This is a genomic window from Mucilaginibacter sp. P4_E8 (assembly GCF_056401495.1).
In genome coordinates this window covers 86,466-106,623 of sequence record NZ_JBFUJG010000014.1, presented here as the reverse complement: position 1 = coordinate 106,623, position 20,158 = coordinate 86,466, and the positions used below count along the sequence as shown (strand labels likewise).

Below are 20,158 nucleotides of genomic sequence, written 5' to 3'. Positions count from 1 at the left end.
ACGATAACGCTCAATAATGGAGTACCAATGGAAACGGTTTCGAAAATGATGGGACATAAATCGCTCAAGCAAACCCAGCATTACGCAAGGGTTAGTGATCTAAAGGTTAGTGAGGATATGAAACAATTAAAAAAGAAATTAGAGTTAGCCTAATTTTATTCATTTCAAAATGAATAGCAAAATGAAAAATCTTATAACATTCAATTAAAATACAATTCAACTTACTGAAGACAAGATATTTACCTCGCAAACATCTTGTTTAAAAAAAGATATAAGGGTATTTTTGTTTCGAAGTATATATTAATCTCATGTTAGAAAAATCTGTCAAACTTCTTTTTTTCCTTAAACAGACTAAGAATCAGAGTGATGACCGATTCATTTACTTAAAAATAACTGTTGATGGTCTTTCAAATGAACTATCAACAAAACGAAAATGTAAAGTATCGCAATGGATCCCAATGGCGGGAAAGGTCAAAGGCAATCATCCGTCGGCGAAAGAATTAAATAATTATCTCTTTTCATTTAAATACCTGGTATTTCTAGCTAAACAGAGATTAATAGAATCGAATGTGGATATAAGTGCCCAAACATTGAAGGATATATTAACGGGCAAATTCACTGAGCCTAAAACTGATAATAGATGTTTTTAGCGTCAATAATGGCACTGTTTGATGCTCTGTTAGGGACGGAAAAATCTGATCAGCCCTCAGAACATCTAAGTAAAGTAGTTAATTACTGAGCTATAGCTATTTTGTGCCGGTTCTCAGGGGACATGGAAAACACCCGCGTGAACCTGAGAGTTCCGGACTGACCCTCGGTGACCTGATCAACGAGGGTAACGTTGGCATGGTCAAAGCAGCCAAGCGTTTTGATGAAACGAAGGGATTCAAATTCATATCCTATGCGGTTTGGTGGATCCATCAATCCATCTTATCAGCCATAAACGAACAATCACGGATGATCAGGTTGCCGTTAAATAATGTTGGCGATTTCGCCAAAATTGCAGAAGCGGCGTCAAAATTAGAACAACAATTTGAACGTCAGCCAACGCCAGAAGAATTGGCAGAAAGCCTGGAAACTACCGCGGAAAAAGTAAGTGATTTATTGGGCCATTCGGCGAGACACATATCTTATGATACGCCTTTCTCCAGTGAGGAAGAAAATACATTGTTAGATGTACTTCACAGCCCGGAACCCGCCACTGATAAGGCATTAATGCAGTAATCTTTATCCGTGGAGGTAGCCAATAGCATGCGTATACTTGCTGATAAGGAAAAAGAAATATTGGCGTTATTTTTCGGACTGGGAAGCCAGCAGCCTTACAGCCTGGAAGAAATCGGAGATAAATACCATCTTACGAAGGAACGGGTAAGGCAAATTAAAGACAAAGCATTGGACCGGCTCCGGGCAAATTCAAATGCCCGGGTGCTAAAAGGGTATCTGGACTAATAAACAGCTCCTTGACATCAACAAGGAGCTGTTTATTTTAATTTATACTTTTTATTTAAACATAAAAGCGTGGCCGAAGTGACACCTTCGTAAATAAAAGGAGAAGCAGGTATCAAAAATGATTCAAAATTGCCTTCATCCCTTAATGGGAGGCTGTAATAAAACCCCAATCAATGATTTCGCAACTGGTTTTAATATCGAATTCACTCCATCCTCTGTCTTTAATCTAATGTCCGCACAATCATGACCATTGTTGCATATATGCAGAACAATATAATAAATCCCTCCAATTAGCAATGCAGCGACAGCTCTGAAATTGACCCCTGAGATCGACAAAAAATATCCGTGATAGCCGGACACGATAAACTCCGCGATTATCTCCAATGCTGGTTTTGTGAGGCCAATTGGTTATGCATTTAGAAACAGATACTTGTTACCGGATACACGGCAGCTAATTCTCCTTAGGGAGATTTTCCTTGCTGTCTTTACACGGACCTCCTCTGTTGAATCAATGGCGCTTTTCTCAAATATAGCAGGCTTTCGAGGCAAGGGCCCCTTAATAATGGCAGAACTACAATTTTTCCCTGGCTAGAATCAACATTAGTGATAATAATCTCAACATCAGTGGTAGGTTGTTTTGGTTTTAAAATATAGTTTTGCTATATCAATCAATTGAACTAATTATATCTATCAATGTCCAATCCATTAATTAAGGTGACGTTTTTTGCGTTGGCTATATTACCCTTTGCAGGCCGTGCTCAAACCTTCCAGCAAACCCGGCAAGGTGTAAAAGCTGAAACAAGATCGCAATCTATAGAAATTCAATTTTACAGCCCTGAAATTGTTAGGGTGATCAAAACGCTTAAAGGACAAAGTTTTATCAAAGAGAGTTTATCGGTCATCAAAAAGCCTGAAGCTACGCCGTTAACTTTAAAGCAGAAGGGCGATGGATTAAACATACAGAGCAGTAAGTTAAAGGTGATGCTTAACCTTAAGACCGGTGAGGTCGACTTTACCGCCATAAACGGAACATCTTTTATAAAAGAAAAACCAAACGGCGCAAGCCTTACCCCTTTCAATGATGCCGGCAGCAATACTTATACAGTTTCTCAAGCCTTCACGCTTGACGATGGTGAAGCCATATACGGCTTGGGCCAGCATCAGCGAGGCAACCTAAACCAGCGGAACCAGCAATATAAAAATATGGTACAAGGCAACACAGAAGATGTGGTACCATTTTTTCAATCTGTTAAGGGTTATGGCCTTTTTTGGGATAATTACTCGCCCACTACTTTTAGCGATAAGCCCGAGGAAACCAGTTTTACGTCGGATGCAGGCGATGGGATAGATTATTATTTCATGTTTGGTGGTAACGCAGATGGCGTTATTGCTAAAATGCGGGATCTTACCGGGCAGGCGCCCATGTTCCCGCTATGGACCTTTGGTTACTGGCAAAGCAAGGAGCGTTATAAAAGCCAGGACGAACTGGTTGGTGTCGTTAAAAAATACCGGGACATAAAAGTGCCCTTAGATGGCATCATACAGGACTGGCAATACTGGGGCAGTAATTATTTATGGAATGCCATGGATTTCCTGAATGCAGATTTCTCCAATGCACCAAAAATGGTAAACGATGTGCATGGGCTTAATGCGCACATGATCATTTCTATATGGGCGTCATTTGGTCCGCAAACTTTGCCGTATAAAGAGTTGAAATCTAAAAATATGCTGCTTGATTTTAATACCTGGCCTGAGTCTGGTTCTGACAAATGGCCGCCCAATATGGATTATCCTTCCGGCGTGATACCTTATGATGCCTACAACCCCGAAGCGAGGAATATTTACTGGAAGTATATGAACAAGGGCTTATTTTCCATAGGCATTGACGGCTGGTGGATGGACTCGACAGAGCCTGATCATTTACATTTTAAACCTACGGACTTTGATATAAAAACCTACCTGGGTTCATTTCGTAAAGTGCGAAACGCTTTCCCGCTAATGACTGTAGGCGGCGTATCGCAACACCAGCGTTCAGCTACCGATAAAAAACGGGTATTTATACTGACGCGTTCCGCCTTTGCAGGGCAGCAGCGTTATGGCGCCAATACCTGGTCAGGCGATGTTACTTCCTCCTGGCAGGCGCTGCAACAGCAAATCCCTACAGGCTTAAACTTTTCACTAAGCGGCATTCCGTATTGGAACAGCGATATCGGCGGGTTTTTCCTGTCCAGGTTCAGCAGAAAACTGGCTGACCCGAATTACCGCGAACTGTATGCCAGGTGGCTGGAATTCGGTACTTTTTGCCCCATGATGCGCTCACATGGCGCAGATGCGCCACGTGAAATCTACCAGTTTGGCAGCAAGGGCGATAAGGTTTACGATGCGATTGAGAAATATATTAACCTCCGTTATGGCCTCTTGCCTTATATATATTCCACTTCATGGGATGTTACTGTCCATGGGTCGAGCATGATGCGCGCATTGGTTATGGATTTTGCGAAAGACGACAAAACCTGGAGTAATGCGCAGGAGTATATGTTTGGCAAATCGCTGCTGGTAAGCCCGGTAACCAGCCCGATGTATACTAAACCGAGCGGCGCTATTGAAGGCAGGGATACAGTAAGGGTTGAAGATTTTAGCTCGGTAAAATCAAAACAGGTTTATTTACCTGCTGGTACCGACTGGTACGATTTCTGGACGGGCGAAAAGCTATCCGGAGGACAAAATGTAAGCAAGCCAGCACCACTTGATATCATGCCACTTTATGTTAAAGCGGGTACTATTTTACCCTGGGGGCCTAAGGTGCAGTATGCCACAGAGAAGAAATGGGATAATCTGGAAATCAGGATTTATCCCGGGGCTGATGCCGATTTTACGCTTTATGAGGATGAAAATGACAATTACAATTATGAAAAAGGCAAGTTCAGCGAAATTCAGTTTCATTGGAATGACAGAACTAAAACAGTATCCGTTGGTGAGCGAAAAGGCAACTTTGACGGCATGCTTGCCGATCGCAAGTTCAATGTTGTACTGGCGCCTTCAGGGATAGAACCAGCATCGGGAAGAACATTTTTTTACTATGGTAAGAAGAAAAGTATAAAACTATAGGGTACCCTTCAACGGAGCCACAACCTCAAGGCGGTTCCTATGTATTAAATGACGCACCGGTGGGCGACTGCGGGAGGCCTTTTTGTTTGGAATACCTTCAATTTAATGCTAATGGATTGATAAAACCTATTACGCGCACAACGGAGTGCGTAAGCAGTATTGCAAAAAATAAATGAAAAAAATCATGAAAATCTTTTACCTCTTCATCTATTTAACGATCGTTTCCGCTACCGCCTATGGGCAGAATCCGATCATCCAAACCAAGTATACTGCCGATCCCGCGCCCATGGTTTACCATGATACCGTTTTTTTATACACCGGCCATGACGAAGATGATGCTTTTGGATTTAAAATGCATGACTGGCTTCTATATACGTCTACAGATATGGTTAACTGGACAGACCATGGCGTGGTAGCTACATTAGAAGATTTCAAGTGGGTGCCGGAGGATAACGGAGCCTGGGCACTGCAATGCGTGGAACGTAATGGTAAATTTTATTTATACTGCCCGGTACCCAATGGCAGAGGGATCGGGGTTTTAGTGTCTGATAGCCCTTATGGTCCTTTCAAAGATCCTATTGGAAAGCCGCTGATCAAAAATAGCCCACAAGATATCGATCCAACAGTACTGATCGATGATGACGGGCAAGCCTACCTGTATTGGGGCAATCCAAACTTGTATTATGTCAAACTCAATAAAGATATGGTCTCCTATTCGGGCGAAATCATCAAGGACACCTCTTTTGCCAAAGTTGCCGGTAAGCCGGATAACTTTCACTACCAGGAAGGACCCTGGGCCTATAAACGTAACGGACATTATTATATGTCCTATGCTTCCACCTGCTGCCCCGAAGGTATCGGCTATGCAATGGGCGATAGCCCAACCGGCCCATGGACCTATAAAGGCAGCATTATGGATGGCGATCAACGGTCACCGGGCAATCACCCGGGCATCATTGATTATAAAGGCAGTTCTTATGTATTTGGCTTCAATAACAATCTTTTAAAGCAAACCATGTCCAGGCATTATGAAAGGCGTTCTGTATCCGTGGAGCAAATAACTTATAACACTGATGGCACGATTCAAAAACTACCTTTCTGGTCAGTGGCTGGCGTAAAACAATTGGGCAAATTAAATCCCTATAACCGGGTGGAGGCCGAAACAATTGCCTATAGCGAGGGCCTTAAAACAGAAAAAGCCACGGAATGGGAAAGAACAGTGGCTTGGGATAAAGGGAAAAAGATCGCAGATAGACAATTTATAAGCTCCGTTAACAATGGTGATTATTTAAAGGTGCAGGGCGTCGATTTTTCGTCGGGGGGTTCGTCTGTCGAAGTAAATGTTGCTGCACTGTATGGCGGTAAAATTGAGATTCACCTTGACAAAATTGACGGCCCTCTGCTGGGCACGGTACAAGTTAACAAGTCCGGCGAAGGGGATGTTTTTAAGACTATTACAACACCAGTAAAATCAAGAACAGGGACGCATGATCTGTACTTCGTTTTTCGGGGAGAGAAAGATCTGTTTTACTTCGACTGGTGGAAATTCAACAGGCTTTAAAAAAGATATATGATGCAGTCTCGGGTTTTTAACTATAACGTTACCTAATAGACATGGAAGAAGCTACTATTCTTTTTAATTGCAGCGATGCCGTCTTTAACTTTTATGCAGGATTATAAAAAGCATTATCTACAAAAAAGGCCATCCGCTCCACATTGAACGATATGATTAAATATGTCCATGCCCAAATAGCAATGCCAGCCCTTTGCAAAAAGCGATGGCGCCATTTGGCGCAAGCCTATGCTTAGGGCAATTCTGTATGAATTTAAAGAGCAGTTTTACTTTTTATAGCAGCGGGCCCTTCCAGCTTTTCGGAATAAGTCCCAAAGGGTGGGTTGGTAAGGTACGAGCCAGGCCATTATGCCGTGGTCTTTGGGCGTACTCCAAAAAAGGAATACAGCAAAATCAATATCTGCAAACTTATGTCCATTATTGCTAGTATGCAAGATCATGTAATAGATCCCCCCTACCAGCAAGGCAGCAACAGCCCGAAAGTCAACAGCTTTGTTTTTGAAGTGCACATCTGTTAAGTCAAAAAAAATTTGACCAAGACTTTCTCTTGCGTTGTGTATACTATGCATAAGCGGTTTTTTTCTGATAACTCAATCAGGATCAGTCGCTGCATCTCCTTTCGTTCCCAAAAAAACCTAAACTGTTCCTGTAAAATTGAAGTAACTAAAGCCTGACTGTCACTTATGTTCTTTTCGCTTAAAACCTTCTTCAATGATCAGCGAACAGCATCCAATAATCATTTTCAATGATATATGCCTCAATCAAATTATTGAGGTCTCCAAAGTACCGGTATACTAATTTTCTGTCTGCACCAGCCTGCCGGGAAACTTTACTGATCCTGACACTTTTAAAGCCATGTACTTTGGAGATTTCGCCAATTGTATCAATAAGCTTCCTTTTTGTAAGTTCCTTGTCTTTCATAGTACATAAGTTAACGTAAACATCGGGTAAACTGGATATTCCGGAAGCATTGACCAGACGATTCCGTAGGAGACGGATCAATGGGTTGTGTTAGTGAGAAATAAGATTTAATTTAATAGTAAGCAGTTTAACGTGATCAAAGTGTTGTGGAATCAATTGACCGCGATTTCAGAACAGGCTGATCAATGGGTGCAGAATCTCCAATTAAGCCAATAAAAAACGACAAGCACGGTAAAAAACACTGCAAAGCAGTTTGAAAGCACTGCGATGAATTTTACGGGCATTAGCGAATTGAGTCTTTTTTTAACATCCAAAACCGCACATACGCATGTTCGGATCTGTTACAGTCGACTCAGTTAATATTATATATACGTTTGTTTGTCAATTGTTTATAAATTTGGAACAATGATTGATTTGAGTAAACACCTTGAATACGCATATCTTCCATATTAATCTTTACGACCTTGCTTTCCTGGGAATGATATCCGTCGGGCTCACTTTCAGCCTGATGTTGTTGCTCATGCCAAAGGGCAACAAGACCGCCAACCGGATTCTTGGCCTCATCCTGAGTATTACCGTCCTGGAGATGATCCGGGCGTTAAACGCACACATTCATCTGGAAAACACTTTTCGGCATTTGAGCCTTGAACTACCGCAATTCTCACTAGCCTTAGGCCCGCTCCTATACTTTTATGTATGGAGCATAACAAGGCCGGACGATAAATTTCGCCCCCGCGATTTGCTGCATTTCTGCCCCTTGCTCATAGCAACTGGCGCGGCGATTTTCGTTATGCCAAGCCTTCCAGGGCTGACAACAGTATTCCAGCTACTGGTATTTATTTCGGTTTGCGGCTATTGGTATGCCGCTCACAAGCTGATCAAAGACTTTTCCCTCACATTGAAATTTAAAGGCGGCGACCGTTACCGGCTGAAATTGCGGTGGCTAAATAATTTGGTGACAGGTTTCGCCTTTTCATGGCTATTGTGGATAACGCTTTCTATCATCGCAATTTTATACAATATTTACCCCTTTTTGCTCCTTTTAGCGGCCCCAGTCATAGGAGCAGCGGGAATGGTGATCTTAAAGCCCGAAATCAACTCGCCCGCAGATGAACCCTATTTTTTGAGGTTACCATCGCCGGATGAGTTTAAGCATAAAGCCGGCTGGCTCAAAAAAACGGTAAAGACCGGAGCTTATTACCTGGATCCGGAACTAAGCTTGAGCTCGCTCGCTGAAAAGCTCGGACTGACGACCCACGAATTGTCCCGGATCATCAATACCATATTAAAAAAAAGCTTTAATGATTTTATCAATGAATACCGCGTAGCTGATATAGCCCGCAAAATGCAGGACCCGGCTTTTGATCACCTTACCTTGCAGGGCATTGCCTATGATTCCGGCTTTAACTCTCCCAGCACCTTTCACCGTGCATTCAAACAACTGACTGGAAAAACGCCCGCAGAATATAAAAAACAACTACCATCTTATAATTTGACATATGGTTCCCGGCCCGCAGCGGTAATTTCGAACCCGGTAAACAGCAATCATATGTTTAAAAATTATTTAAAGATCGCCTGGCGGAATACGACCAGGAACAAAGTTTCTTCGTTCATCAATATCAGCGGCCTTGCCGTGGGTATGGCAGTGGCCATGCTGATAGGTTTATGGATCTGGGACGAAGTATCATTCAATAAATTCAACACGAATTATGACCGCATTGTGCAGGTGCTGGCCAATAAGAACATCGGCGGCGGCCTGGCGACGCAGGCCTCGCAGCCCTTTCCGCTTTCAACAGCGTTGCGGGGCCAGTATGGCAGCGACTTTAAAGCTGTTGCCGCCGCAGTTACCTACGAGCAAAACATCAATTATCATAATCATGCATTTTCCCGGACAGGCTGTTTTGCCGAGCCTGCAATGACCGATATCATCACGTTAAATATGGTGAAGGGCTCGAAAACAGCGTTTAAGATACCGGGCACCATACTGATCAATGAATCACTCGCGCGGGCCGTGTTCGGAGATGCTGATCCCATCAACAAAATAATCAAGATCAGCGATACCTACCTGGTTCAGGTTGCCGGGGTGTACCAGGACCTGCCCCGGAACACGCAGTTTGGCAATGTAGAATTTATAGCGCCTATCCGTCTCCTGTTTAAAAGTACCGGAGACATGAATAACTGGTACGATAGTTCCTACCAGGTTTTTGCCTTGCTGAATGAGGGAAGCCAGCTGCCGCAAGTATCCCATAAAATACGGAACATCCTCCTGAATGAACGCAGGCAAGATGCTACCAGGCCTGCTCTGGTTTTATTTCCGATGCGGCAGTGGCATCTTTACGAGTTTAAAGACGGGGTTTCCGTGCCGGGAAGACTGCAGTTTGTATGGCTCTTCGGCGTTATCGGCTTATTCGTTCTGCTTCTGGCCTGCATCAATTTTATGAACCTGAGCACGGCACGGAGCGAAAAGCGCGCTAAAGAGGTGGGCATACGTAAAGCCATCGGCTCCCTGCGCGGTCAGTTGGTGGCGCAGTTTCTAAGCGAATCCTTTCTGATCGTCGCCGTGTCATTCCTGATAGCCGTCCTGCTGGCTTGGCTGACTTTGCCGTTTTTCAATGATGTTTCAGGCAAGGAGCTTCATCTGATCTGGACTAACCCGCTGGTTTGGCTGACCAGTTTTAGTTTTTGCCTTTTCACAGGGCTTATCGCAGGCAGTTACCCGGCGCTTTACTTGTCGTCATTTAATGCGGTAAAAGTATTAAAGGGCACCTTCAAAGCGGGGCCTGCCGCCGCCATGCCACGTAAAATACTCGTGGTTCTTCAATTCGCAGTTTCGGTTATCATCATCATCGGCACCATCGTTGTTTTCAAACAAATTGAATTTGCAAAGGACAGGCCGGTCGGTTATAACCGGGACAATCTCGTATCGATTCCTTACAACGCGATCAAGGAGTACAGTGCTTTCCGCCAGGAACTGTTGAACACAGGCGCAGTATCCGGCGTATCCCCATCGTCTAATCCGACGACCGGCGTCTGGTCGTCGGCAGATAACCTGAGCTGGAGCGGAAAAGACCCCAACCGCCAGGAGGTATTCGGCACTGTGCTGGTCGATCCCGATTTTGGCAGCGTGGTGGGCTGGAAAATGAAGGAAGGCAGGAGTTTCTCCAGGCAGTTTCTGAGTGATTCATCAGGCTTTTTATTCAATGAAGCGGCCATCAGGCAGATGGGGTTGAAGGAGCCTATAGGCGAAACCATTAAATGGCACGGGAAAGACTGGAAAGTGCTGGGTGTTGTCAAGGATATGGTCATGACCTCCCCTTTTGATCCCATTACGCCGGTAGTGTTTTTAATGGATGACCGCGAGCGGTCATTCAACGTAATCAATTTGAAACTCAGGGCCGGGATGCCTGTTGCCGGATCTTTAGCCAAAATAGAAACAGTTTTCAAAAAATTTGCGCCGGAAGCCCCTTTCAATTACAAGTTCGCGGATAGTGAATATGCGCAAAAATTCATAGCGGAAGAACGCACCGGAAAGCTGGCTTCCGTGTTCGCGGCGCTCGCCATCTTCATATCCTGCCTTGGATTATTCGGGGTGGCATCATTTGTAGCAGAACAGCGCATCAAAGAGATCGGTATCCGCAAGGTATTGGGCGCGTCGGTGATGAGCATCTGGGGTTCCTTATCCAAAGAATTTGTCATCCTGGTGGGTATCGCATTGCTCATCGCCGTTCCGTTTTCCTGGTATGTCATGCACCAGTGGCTGGAGCATTATACCTATCGCACAGGACTGTCCTGGTGGGTATTTGCGCTGACCGGGGCAGGCGCTATCCTCATTACTTTACTTACCGTTAGTTATCACAGCATTAAAGCGGCATTGACCAACCCGGTGAAAAGCCTTCGATCAGAATGATGTTGCGCTAGGTCAAATTCGTTCTGAAGGTTCTTGTCGCCGGCATTATGGTGGCTGATTCGCAGGTGTTTCATCAGCCGCCACCGGAATGTCCGTTCGATTTGCTGCGGCTTTATCCAACGGATTGGATTTTGACGCGCTTGGCTAAAGTTTACGATCATTTATCTGGAGCATAATATTTTGCTGCAAAACATGCGGGTTTTAAAGGAGGCGGTATTTGAGGGTATAGATGGCTTGGATGAGATCGTACCGCATTTCATGAAATTGCTACCTGTCGAACCAATGTGTTTTTACGGGACCGGTGATGTCGTTGATCATCAAGGAGGCGATGGAGAATTTTGTATCTGTTCCAAGACTTTATACGAGAGATTTAGAACACAGCGCTAAATCAAGTGCCATTGTGTTTTTTCCCACACTATCCTTTTGGTAGGTGTTAGAAGGGAATTGGTTGTTTATCCGAGCCCGTCCGACTTGGACAGTAGTTTTTTTTGATAGATACTACATCATCCGACAGGAAATCAAAAATCTGCGATACAAAACTCTTTTAGTATTAATCATTTTCACATGAAAAATTATTTTAAATCATGATTATGAAATCTAAGTGCAAAATAAATTTGTAATTTTTTAGTTCCCAAATCGCTACCGAGGGTAAGTCTTCTCGTTTGGAGGAAGCCGTGCCGCTATCAATTTTACTTTTTTTAAAATCTTCAACCAGTTGAACTTTTTTGTAGCTGTACCGGGCGACCTTTGTGTTATGGAAAATATAAAAAGCATAGAAGAAATCATTCTCATCTACACCAATGCGTGGAACGAGACCGAACCTGGTGCCATCCGCGAAAAGATCGACCAATGCTGGTCGGCTGAAGGGACCTTCACCGACAAGGTAACCGACACCATAACCGGGCGGGATGCCATTACCGACCTTATTATCAGTTCTTATGATCAAATGGGGCCGCGGACCTTTGAGGTACTGGCTGAGCCGGTTACGCACCATCGCAGCGGCCGCTTCCGCTGGCTGGTTATCCGCCCCGAGGGTTATCCGGCAGAGGGCTTGGATTATTTTGAGTTTGACGAACAGAACCGTATTACCCGTATTGTAGGCTTCTTTTAAGCATGACAGTCGTAAAGATCCCGGACACCGTGCAAGGCAAAGGACCGGTACTGATGCTGAATATGCTTAAATTTGCGGACCGCCGCCTGTACATGGAAGAATATCTCCCGGCATTTAACCGCGTGACGGAACTCTTAGGGATAGAAGCCAAAGTGAACCTGGTGAGCAACGTATTAGCCAGCGTATTGGCTGATGAAGGCGAGGACTGGGACGCGATTGCCATCGTTGAATACCCCAGCGCCGAAGCATTTTTAACCGTGGCGCAAAGCGAGGCTTACCACGAAATAGCTGAACCGCTGCGCCTGGCCGCTACTGCCAATCTAAAACTGTACATGACGCGCCGCTTTGCGTTGTAATACTTACCTTAGCACATGCACCAGCTTATCCTGAATAATTTTGCCAAGCATATAGCGCTTGCCCCTGATGAACAGGAGCAGGCGCTTTCCTTCTTTCAGGTCAGGGAAGTTAAGAAGCGCGCCTGGCTGCTGCATGCGGGAGAAACTGACCGTTATATTTATTTCGTAAAGCGGGGATGCGTGCGTATGTTTTATACCGATATGAGCGGCGAAGAGCACAACATCGGTTTTTACCCCGAAAACTGGTGGACTTGTGATATTGTGAGCTTTTTTAAAGCAAAGCCTTCAGCAAATGCCATTCAGGCACTTGAAGACACCGAGGTGTACTATACTTCGTTACTGCAATTGGAAAAATTATTCCAAGCTATTCCGAAGTTTGAGCGCTTTTTCCGTATCCTGACCCAAAATGGCTTTGAACTTTTCCAGCGTCGCATAACCTCTCAACTTTATAAAACCGCCGAAGAACGTTACCTCGAGTTCCGTAAGCGCCACCCCGGGCTGGAACAACGCATCGCCCAAAAACATATCGCCAGTTATCTGGGCATCACGCCGGCGTTCTTAAGCATGATGCGAAAGGAAAGTGGCGTGTGATTTCGCCAGCCCAATGACTTCATTATACTGTTTTTATAGACGTAAAGAACATAGTTTAGTGGTGCTATCGCTTTCTATATTTGGTGCGTTAACCAAGTGCCATGCATTATATACATCTCCCGGTTTTTATTAAAGAAAAGGATTTTGAAATCAATCATAGCCTTTATGCATTCCGAAGCTGCTAACTGTGCCCCGAACTTTCATTATCTACCACAAAATTATAATTCGACTTGTAAGGATGTTCTTTATTTACCGACTAAGCTATTGGCATCATAAGTTATTTTATAACCAAATCCCATTCATGCATTTATTAAAGCAAATTAGTTATGAATTTAAAAGAGAAAAAAGTACTGATAACAGGAGGATCGAGCGGAATCGGCAAAGCTATTGTGGATGCGCTCTATCAATCGGGTACACGGAATTTTGCGGTAGCGGGCCGCGACGCGGTAAAGTTAAGGCAGCTGGAAAAAGATTTCCCGGAGGCTTCTTTTTTGTATCTGGTTGGTAATGTAGGCAGCCCGGATGACGTCAAATCCTTCATCAGTAAGGTAAAAGAAGATTGGAACGGGCTCGACATACTGATCAATAACGCAGGTGTGGTCAGCGCAGGCCCTTTGGAACAGATCAGCGATGAAGATATCATTGCTCAAATTAACATCAATCTTACGGGATTGATCCTGCTGACCAAATATGCGCTTCCGATGCTCAAAAAAAGTGATCAGGCAGCAATCATCAATCTGTCTTCCGGCTTAGGAGTCATTGGTCTTCCTTTTTACGCCACTTATGCTGCTGCTAAAGCAGGGGCCACGAATTTTTCGGAAGCTTTACGCCGGGAGCTGAAAGATTTTCCTATCCATGTAATGACCGTATATCCTACAGCTACAGACACACCAATGATGAAAACCGCCAACACAAGCAATATGGACACGCCTGAAGCGGTTGCGGAAAGCACCATAAAAGGATTGATGGCCGGTGAAATTAACGTGTTCCGGGGTGCGCAAATGCTTGAAAACCGCAAGTTGAATTTCGAGCGTCCTCTGGAATATGATGAAAAGGTCAAGGGTATGTATGACGCGATGAAAGACCGCGCTTCCAAACATCGCTCAATGTAACCTATCATTAAAATCTCGCTAAGACCGCACGCGGCGAAAGTACATTTGATATTATGGGCATCTGCCGCGTGCATTTATATAGGTCAACGTCGCGCCTAAAGCAATTTTCCATTCAGTCGGCTTCCTGATGGTGTGTTATGTACTTGAACAGCACGATAAATTCATTTCCCGCTGATGGTAGCAGATAATCCAGCCGCCTTTAACTTTGGTTAATTTTTCTCCAGTTTCGTCGCAATCTTCTTTTTCAATTGTTCCTTGAAACCGTTGTCCAGTTTAACTTCCCCTTCCTGTGCTTTAAACATCTGACGCATCATGTTATTGATCAGGATACTTTGCTGTTCATAAACACGGCAAATATAGCAGCCTGCCAAATGAATGTTCAATTCCATTTTTTCCCGGGCGGTCAGTTCAATTTCCTGTTTTTTTTCGATCAGAAGCGTTGCTTTTCTGCAATTATAAGCGATCCGTTCTTCCTCGGTTTTTAATTCCTTTTTCATCTTATATCCAGTTCTTTTGTAAACAAGACCTCAGATTAACTTTTGCCCGGTGGATAACCACCCAAAAGTTGGCCGATGTGATCCTTAGCTTTTTACAGATGGCGCCGGTTTCTTCCTCCTCCAGGTGTTTGAGTTTGAAAACCGACATCCATAGCGGCGGCAGTTTGACCATGCATTTTTCCAGCACATTCATAAATTCTTTATTGTGTAACGGGTCATGATTCTCGACGCCAAACGGAGCCGGCCAGTGTTCTTTTTTCCAGTTGTTGAGATCAGGATCAAAGAATTCCGGCTCATCCATCACGAAGCCGGCATTTCCTTCACCGCGGAACGTCCTGGCCTTTTTACGGTAGATATCAATGATTTTATTTTTAAGGATCGCCGTTAACCAGGTACGCTCGGAACTTTCAGCCCGGAAGCGGCCTGTTTTTTCGAGTGCGGATAAAAACGTATCCTGAACCAGGTCTCTTGCCAGTTGCTCGTCATTTAACCGTTTTAACGCAAAATTATAGAGATAATCTGCGTAGAAATCAACCCAGTTATCCGGGTTAAGGCCAACATGCTCTACCTGTTCGGTTAATGTGTCTATAATCGGTTCTTCAGGCATAAATTCAATCGGTTAATTTTCTCCAAAAAACGTCAAAATTCATTGAATGTTAGATGATCTATTTGATAGTAGCCGCAGTTTCCTGCAACGATTTCGCATCTACGAAGCCTTCGATCCTTTTTAGGATTTTTCCATTTTCGTCGATAAAAAGTAGTGTCGGATAGCTGTTCACCGTGTACAGGTCGGCGAACCTTTCACCGTCACCTTTTTCCACATCAACAGAAATATTCACGAAGTGCGAATTAAAATATGCAGCCAGAATCTTATCCTTAAAAGTTTTCTTTTTAAGCTGCTGGCATGGCGCACACCATACCGCATAGGCATCTACGAAAACAGGCTTATGCTGTTGCTTTGCCATCACCATAGCAACGTTGATATTTACCTCATTAAAATTGATGCTGCTCTTACTGCCGGTCTGCTGAGCGTAACCATATTCGCCCAGCATTAGCAGCAATGCGCAGATAAAGCCTGTGTTTTTCTGACCGAAAATCATGATAAATCTATTTTGCAGCATTTTCCTTTTTCAACGCTGCAGCCACAGCCTGCAAAAGCGCCGGGCTGATTCGCTGCTTAAAATCCGGATTGATATATTCAAATTGAATCATTCCGCTTTTATCCAAAATAAATACGGATGGAACGGGCAATAATTTATCTGCGTTCTTTCCTGCTGAGCCTTCGATTAATGTTTTGCCATAGGCTTCCGGCGCTTTGAATGCGATGCCGAACTGTTTTGACACCGCGAGATCGGCGTCAGAAAGTAAGGTGTAAGTTAACTGATGTTTGTCAATACTTTTATTCAGATTTTCCGGGCTGTCGGTACTGACCGCGATAATCTGATAACCCATGTTTACCAGATCTGCCTGAATGCCCTGAATGCCAGCCAGCTCTTTGTTGCAGAACGGGCACCAGCCGCCACGGTAGAATAACAGTATGGTCGGTTTTTCAGCAATATGCGCATTCAGGTCAAACGACTTGCCGTCTGCGGCAGGAATATTTACAGCCGGTATTTTCTCGCCGATCAGCAGCGGGCTGATATCTGTAGGTTTTTGCGCGTATGACCGCATGGCCGTCGTATCCGGTATCTGGGAATCAGACGCGGAAGCATTAAATGCCGTAAAGGACAGCAGCACAGCGCTAAGGATAGTTAAAAGAGAACTTTTTATCTTGATTTGTAATTTCATATTATTTGAGCATCAGGTGTTGAAAATTACCGGCAGAATTGCTTCCGGCGGCGGTAAGTGCTTACATTTTGGTGGTATCCTTTTTCATTTTGGACATTTTGCCCGGCTTTTTGCTCATTTTTTTATGGCTCATTTTAGACATTTTCGTTGTGTCTTTTTTCATCGGAGCCATTTTATCCTGCGCATTCGCGTTAAGTGATAAAGAAATCGCCGCAACAGCCATTAGCAAAAGGGTCTTAATTTAAATGCTTTCATGTCTTTATTTGTTATTTTAATATTTCTTGCTTAGTCGTTGCCGGCTTTAAAGCCTTACAATATATTTTAAATAATATTTCAACCGGTGTAAGGTTATTATCGTAGCTACGACTAATTTTTACCTGGCAGTCATCATTGATGGCTGTTTACAAACAGCTTACTATAAAAACACATTTATTCGACATGGAAAAATTTTCATTATTGGTCAGGCTTAAAGCGAAAGCCGGCAAAGAACAGGCGTTAAGCGATTTTCTGAAGAGTGCGTTGCCGTTAGCCCAGGAAGAAACAGGAACGATTAGCTGGTACGCCCTGCAAATTGGCCCTGCCACTTTCGGGGTATTCGACACTTTTGAAACTGAAGAAGGCCGTGACGCACACTTAAACGGGCCGATTGCCGCTGCGCTGATGGCCAAGGCTCCGGAATTACTGGCGGCAGATCCGGTTATTGAGAAAGTCGCTCTCCTTGCAGTGAAATGAAACAAAAAGTGCGGCTCTGGCCGCACTTTTTATCCAAAGACATTTTTACCGCAAAGTTGGGGCAGCCGGAAAATCCACCGGCAAACCTGTAATACCATGCAGGTAATTACTGATCGTTTTATCTCCGATCACGATAATGATATCAATCAGATTGGCCTCGCTGTATCCTGCCGATAAAAGATGATCAACAACAGCCGCTTCGGGCTTGCCGCGATCAATCACCGTCGCCTTAACGAATTTTGCCAGTGCGTCAAGCCTGTTGTCAAATTGAACGTTCCCTTGCCGTATCTCTACTATTTGTTCCGGGGTGAAACCCTGCAGTCCGCCAACTACCGTATGGGCGGCAAGACAATATTCACATTCGTTGACCTGGCTTACGACCAGGTTAATGACTTCGCGTTCTTTGCCGGTTAATGTATTTTTCCTGTTTTGGAGCGCCAGGTAATCTGCCAGGGCAGTATCGTTTTTGGCGAAATAGGCATACAGGTTGGGTACCATGCCTAAACCTTTCTGAAGGTTATCGAATAGGTGCTGATTGGTTTCTGAAACCTCAGCCTTTGCCGGAACACTAAAAGTTTTCATGTATGATATGAATAAAAAATAAAAGGCTGCCGGACCGGCAGCCTGTGACTGAATTATTTAAGCGTTACTTTCATTATGCCCGTAACCGGCGGCAGCGTGGTAAAGGCGTTTGGATTCGGAACCGCACTGATCGGTTGGCTTTCCTTTAATGGTGTGCCTGCAAGGTTAAACTGTGTAAGACCTGCACCGGGAAATTGGTTAACTGCGGTCCCATCATCAAATAATTTGATTGTGCCCGAGATGTCGCCTTTTTGAGTGGCATCGACACCGTTATCTGCTGACGCAAAGAACCAGTCGTTAGAAAACCCGTACATGGTTGCAATAGCCAAACGGTCGCCTGAACTCACACTTAACTGCTGTGATACGATACCACCTTGCTGACCGGCGATTTTTGGCAGTAATACTTTTGTCGTTGGTGCAGGCAAGACATAAACCGCCTTAACACCTTTTACCGTTTTTAAATAGGCTGCCAGCGTGTCGGCATTTCCCTTTTGTGCCAATGGTGTAAGCCCCTTGCCGGCATCCAATTGATCAGCGTTGTAAATGGGGTTATTAATGCCGTTATATACAACTACCAGAATCGGAGAAAGCGGTGTGAAAATACCGGTGATTGATTTTGCATAAGCGCTTAAAGCTGTATTGTCGCCAGCTTCCGCAATATTGGTCAGACCATTTGCGGTTGGCTGGCCGGCAGTATAGAGCGGATTAGGAGTCAGAAGCGAACCGCCAACGATATAAGATACGCTCCATACGCCCGGGCTGAGCGGCGTTTCATTGGCTGTGCCGCCGGAAGTATTTTGAAGGGTTAGTGTAAAGGTCGAGTTGCCGTTGTATTTCAATGTTGCTTTCACCAGTTTAGCTGCAGCGAGATAGGTATTGCCCTGGGCATCTGTTCCGCTTACCTCTGTTATCTTTCCGGTTTCTGCAACGCCGGGATGGGTTACTGCCGCCCCCGGTTTCTGATTAACGCGGGTGCCGTTATCCCAAAGCTTAACCTGTGCTGAAACATCACCCACAATTGGATTGCCGTTGCTGTCATAGACTTGGATACCGGGGTTTGCCGGAGCAAAAAAAAGATCGTTCGATGCGCCATACATGGTCGCGAAGGACAACGCCTCACCTTTAGCTGCTGAAAAGGTGATGGTAGTTGATTGGCCTGGCAGAATCAATGCAGGCGTGCCTGCACCCTGAAAGGTCCCGGATTCTACCAAGGGTTGCGATTGCAGCAAGTTTTCTACGGTGATCGTGCTTTGCTGAGGTGTGCCGGCGCTACCGTTGTTGTCCTTTTTGCAGGCGGTTAATGCGATTGGAGCTAAGCCAACCAACATAATTGATTTCAGATTTCTAAGTAGATTCATGTTTTAATAATTTTCACGGTTTGTCGCCAGAATTAAAATTAGCTTACAGCGTAAGGTCGAAAAACGTAAATACTGACATTTGGATGACGCTTAGCCGGTTCATGAGCCTATTAAAAGTAGTCCAACCTCATTTGTCTGGACATGATGGGCCGGCGGCTTGATTGCGTGAAACAACTGTTTACCTTACCAGCTTCTTTTCATAATTATTTGCCTGCTTATTTTATACTCTTTTTACAATAATGTGTCCCTTCATACCATCTATATTTGCATTTTTACCTGAAAAGATTTTAATCACAGTACTAAGATCATGAGTAAGAATCTCCATGTAATATATTTAGGTGGTCCAACCGTTATACTGGAAATTGGCGGTTTACGACTAATGACTGATCCAACTTTAGACCCTAAAGGTGAAACCTTTATGCTGGGAGATAAACCGGGCTATTGGAAAACAGCAGGCCCTGCCGTTACTGATATCGGCCATATCGACGCAGTGCTGCTAAGCCATGATCAGCATAAGGACAATCTTGACAATGCGGGAAAGGAGTTCCTCAGGCAAGTAGCAAAAACATTTACGACAATCGATGGAGCTCAACGCCTGGGGGGAAATTCAAAAGGGTTAAAGCCGTTCGAAAAAATTATATTGAACGATAAGGTTACCATTACAGCAACCCCTGCCCGGCATGGACCGGCCGGTACTGTGCATATCACTGGTGAGGTAATTGGTTTCATCGTAGAAACAAGTGAAGCTCAGATTTACCTTACTGGTGATACCGTTTATTATGATGGCATTAAGCAAGTGGCGGAGCAGTTTAACCCAAAGTTTGTTTTTATTTTTGCAGGTGCGGCCAAGCCGCGTGGCCCATTTAACCTCACCATGGGAGCCAATGATGCGCTTGATACGGCATATGTATTTCCTGAAGCAACCATCATTCCCTTACATTATGAGGGATGGTCGCATTACACAGAGTCTGATAAGGAACTGCGCCAGGCCTTCGACGCTGTTGGCATTGGTAACCGGTTAATGATACTCGAACCGGGGATAAACACCAGCCTGTAGCGATTGTCCCCCGAAC

General features: G+C 44.4%; 20 protein-coding genes. 12 read left to right on the top strand and 8 right to left on the bottom strand.

What is annotated here, in order from left to right; translation table 11 throughout:
* The first annotated feature begins 308 nt into the window (after positions 1-308).
* The 5 genes from AC1DRQ_RS08905 (at position 309) to AC1DRQ_RS08885 (ending at position 6,118) form a co-directional block, all read left to right on the top strand.
* Positions 309-650, top strand: a complete 342-nt coding sequence (locus AC1DRQ_RS08905) for an Arm DNA-binding domain-containing protein (protein ID WP_477423739.1) — start codon at positions 309-311, stop codon at positions 648-650.
* Between the two features lie 103 nt (positions 651-753).
* Positions 754-1,224, top strand: coding sequence for a sigma-70 family RNA polymerase sigma factor (locus tag AC1DRQ_RS08900; protein ID WP_477423738.1), 471 nt, complete (start codon positions 754-756; stop codon positions 1,222-1,224).
* A 27-nt stretch (positions 1,225-1,251) separates the two neighbouring features.
* Positions 1,252-1,449 (top strand): sigma factor-like helix-turn-helix DNA-binding protein, encoded by a 198-nt coding sequence (locus tag AC1DRQ_RS08895; protein WP_477423736.1) that lies wholly within the window; start codon positions 1,252-1,254, stop codon positions 1,447-1,449.
* Between the two features lie 693 nt (positions 1,450-2,142).
* Positions 2,143-4,557: a glycoside hydrolase family 31 protein gene (locus AC1DRQ_RS08890; RefSeq protein WP_477423735.1), complete on the top strand. Its 2,415-nt coding sequence runs from the start codon at positions 2,143-2,145 to the stop codon at positions 4,555-4,557.
* A 184-nt stretch (positions 4,558-4,741) separates the two neighbouring features.
* Positions 4,742-6,118, top strand: coding sequence for a glycoside hydrolase family 43 protein (locus AC1DRQ_RS08885; protein ID WP_477423733.1), 1,377 nt, complete (start codon positions 4,742-4,744; stop codon positions 6,116-6,118).
* Between the two features lie 278 nt (positions 6,119-6,396).
* On the opposite strand, the gene AC1DRQ_RS08880 is transcribed toward AC1DRQ_RS08885, so the two are convergent.
* Complete coding sequence (locus AC1DRQ_RS08880) at positions 6,397-6,699, bottom strand: hypothetical protein (protein WP_477423731.1); 303 nt, start codon at positions 6,697-6,699, stop codon at positions 6,397-6,399.
* 139 nt (positions 6,700-6,838) lie between these two features.
* Positions 6,839-7,051: a TetR/AcrR family transcriptional regulator gene (locus tag AC1DRQ_RS08875; RefSeq protein ID WP_477423729.1), complete on the bottom strand. Its 213-nt coding sequence runs from the start codon at positions 7,049-7,051 to the stop codon at positions 6,839-6,841.
* A 427-nt stretch (positions 7,052-7,478) separates the two neighbouring features.
* On the opposite strand from AC1DRQ_RS08875, the gene AC1DRQ_RS08870 reads away from it, so the two are divergent.
* From AC1DRQ_RS08870 to AC1DRQ_RS08850, 5 genes are all read left to right on the top strand, one after another.
* Positions 7,479-10,958, top strand: coding sequence for an ABC transporter permease (locus AC1DRQ_RS08870; RefSeq protein WP_477423727.1), 3,480 nt, complete (start codon positions 7,479-7,481; stop codon positions 10,956-10,958).
* A gap of 715 nt (positions 10,959-11,673) precedes the next feature.
* On the top strand, positions 11,674-12,069 hold the full coding sequence (locus AC1DRQ_RS08865; protein WP_477423726.1) for an isomerase: 396 nt from the start codon (positions 11,674-11,676) through the stop codon (positions 12,067-12,069).
* Positions 12,070-12,071: 2 nt separating this feature from the next.
* Positions 12,072-12,425, top strand: coding sequence for a hypothetical protein (locus AC1DRQ_RS08860; protein WP_477423725.1), 354 nt, complete (start codon positions 12,072-12,074; stop codon positions 12,423-12,425).
* 15 nt (positions 12,426-12,440) lie between these two features.
* Positions 12,441-13,016 (top strand): Crp/Fnr family transcriptional regulator, encoded by a 576-nt coding sequence (locus AC1DRQ_RS08855; protein WP_477423723.1) that lies wholly within the window; start codon positions 12,441-12,443, stop codon positions 13,014-13,016.
* Positions 13,017-13,342: 326 nt separating this feature from the next.
* Positions 13,343-14,128 (top strand): SDR family NAD(P)-dependent oxidoreductase, encoded by a 786-nt coding sequence (locus AC1DRQ_RS08850; RefSeq protein ID WP_477423721.1) that lies wholly within the window; start codon positions 13,343-13,345, stop codon positions 14,126-14,128.
* 209 nt (positions 14,129-14,337) lie between these two features.
* Here AC1DRQ_RS08850 and AC1DRQ_RS08845 read toward each other — a convergent pair whose 3' ends face one another.
* Genes AC1DRQ_RS08845 through AC1DRQ_RS08830 form a run of 4 tightly spaced genes read right to left on the bottom strand, consistent with a single transcriptional unit; the run spans position 14,338 to position 16,413 of the window.
* Positions 14,338-14,625, bottom strand: coding sequence for a hypothetical protein (locus AC1DRQ_RS08845; protein WP_477423720.1), 288 nt, complete (start codon positions 14,623-14,625; stop codon positions 14,338-14,340).
* Between the two features lies 1 nt (position 14,626).
* Positions 14,627-15,232 (bottom strand): sigma-70 family RNA polymerase sigma factor, encoded by a 606-nt coding sequence (locus AC1DRQ_RS08840; protein WP_477423718.1) that lies wholly within the window; start codon positions 15,230-15,232, stop codon positions 14,627-14,629.
* Between the two features lie 58 nt (positions 15,233-15,290).
* Complete coding sequence (locus AC1DRQ_RS08835; protein WP_477423716.1) at positions 15,291-15,725, bottom strand: thioredoxin family protein; 435 nt, start codon at positions 15,723-15,725, stop codon at positions 15,291-15,293.
* A 7-nt stretch (positions 15,726-15,732) separates the two neighbouring features.
* Positions 15,733-16,413 carry a peroxiredoxin-like family protein gene (locus tag AC1DRQ_RS08830; RefSeq protein WP_477423714.1) on the bottom strand — a complete coding sequence of 227 codons (681 nt, stop codon included), beginning with the start codon at positions 16,411-16,413 and terminating at the stop codon, positions 15,733-15,735.
* A gap of 393 nt (positions 16,414-16,806) precedes the next feature.
* Between AC1DRQ_RS08830 and AC1DRQ_RS08825 the strand changes: the two genes are divergently transcribed.
* Complete coding sequence (locus tag AC1DRQ_RS08825) at positions 16,807-17,145, top strand: putative quinol monooxygenase (protein WP_477423712.1); 339 nt, start codon at positions 16,807-16,809, stop codon at positions 17,143-17,145.
* A gap of 45 nt (positions 17,146-17,190) precedes the next feature.
* Here AC1DRQ_RS08825 and AC1DRQ_RS08820 read toward each other — a convergent pair whose 3' ends face one another.
* On the bottom strand, positions 17,191-17,727 hold the full coding sequence (locus AC1DRQ_RS08820) for a carboxymuconolactone decarboxylase family protein (RefSeq protein ID WP_477423711.1): 537 nt from the start codon (positions 17,725-17,727) through the stop codon (positions 17,191-17,193).
* A gap of 53 nt (positions 17,728-17,780) precedes the next feature.
* Positions 17,781-19,085, bottom strand: a complete 1,305-nt coding sequence (locus tag AC1DRQ_RS08815; protein WP_477423709.1) for a spondin domain-containing protein — start codon at positions 19,083-19,085, stop codon at positions 17,781-17,783.
* A gap of 307 nt (positions 19,086-19,392) precedes the next feature.
* On the opposite strand from AC1DRQ_RS08815, the gene AC1DRQ_RS08810 reads away from it, so the two are divergent.
* The gene (locus AC1DRQ_RS08810; RefSeq protein WP_477423708.1) at positions 19,393-20,142 is read left to right on the top strand and encodes an MBL fold metallo-hydrolase; all 750 of its coding nucleotides are present in this window, start codon (positions 19,393-19,395) and stop codon (positions 20,140-20,142) included.
* Positions 20,143-20,158: the final 16 nt, after the last annotated feature.

Coding starts and splice junctions, on each gene's coding strand:
- AC1DRQ_RS08885 (WP_477423733.1), top strand. CDS start 4,742: ATGAAAATCTTTTACCTCTTCATCTATTTAACGATCGTTTCCGCTACC.
- AC1DRQ_RS08835 (WP_477423716.1), bottom strand. CDS start 15,725: ATGATTTTCGGTCAGAAAAACACAGGCTTTATCTGCGCATTGCTGCTA.
- AC1DRQ_RS08820 (WP_477423711.1), bottom strand. CDS start 17,727: ATGAAAACTTTTAGTGTTCCGGCAAAGGCTGAGGTTTCAGAAACCAAT.
- AC1DRQ_RS08875 (WP_477423729.1), bottom strand. CDS start 7,051: ATGAAAGACAAGGAACTTACAAAAAGGAAGCTTATTGATACAATTGGC.
- AC1DRQ_RS08860 (WP_477423725.1), top strand. CDS start 12,072: ATGACAGTCGTAAAGATCCCGGACACCGTGCAAGGCAAAGGACCGGTA.
- AC1DRQ_RS08840 (WP_477423718.1), bottom strand. CDS start 15,232: ATGCCTGAAGAACCGATTATAGACACATTAACCGAACAGGTAGAGCAT.
- AC1DRQ_RS08830 (WP_477423714.1), bottom strand. CDS start 16,413: ATGAAATTACAAATCAAGATAAAAAGTTCTCTTTTAACTATCCTTAGC.
- AC1DRQ_RS08890 (WP_477423735.1), top strand. CDS start 2,143: ATGTCCAATCCATTAATTAAGGTGACGTTTTTTGCGTTGGCTATATTA.
- AC1DRQ_RS08880 (WP_477423731.1), bottom strand. CDS start 6,699: ATGCATAGTATACACAACGCAAGAGAAAGTCTTGGTCAAATTTTTTTT.
- AC1DRQ_RS08810 (WP_477423708.1), top strand. CDS start 19,393: ATGAGTAAGAATCTCCATGTAATATATTTAGGTGGTCCAACCGTTATA.
- AC1DRQ_RS08855 (WP_477423723.1), top strand. CDS start 12,441: ATGCACCAGCTTATCCTGAATAATTTTGCCAAGCATATAGCGCTTGCC.
- AC1DRQ_RS08815 (WP_477423709.1), bottom strand. CDS start 19,085: ATGAATCTACTTAGAAATCTGAAATCAATTATGTTGGTTGGCTTAGCT.
- AC1DRQ_RS08850 (WP_477423721.1), top strand. CDS start 13,343: ATGAATTTAAAAGAGAAAAAAGTACTGATAACAGGAGGATCGAGCGGA.
- AC1DRQ_RS08825 (WP_477423712.1), top strand. CDS start 16,807: ATGGCTGTTTACAAACAGCTTACTATAAAAACACATTTATTCGACATG.
- AC1DRQ_RS08895 (WP_477423736.1), top strand. CDS start 1,252: ATGCGTATACTTGCTGATAAGGAAAAAGAAATATTGGCGTTATTTTTC.
- AC1DRQ_RS08905 (WP_477423739.1), top strand. CDS start 309: ATGTTAGAAAAATCTGTCAAACTTCTTTTTTTCCTTAAACAGACTAAG.
- AC1DRQ_RS08845 (WP_477423720.1), bottom strand. CDS start 14,625: ATGAAAAAGGAATTAAAAACCGAGGAAGAACGGATCGCTTATAATTGC.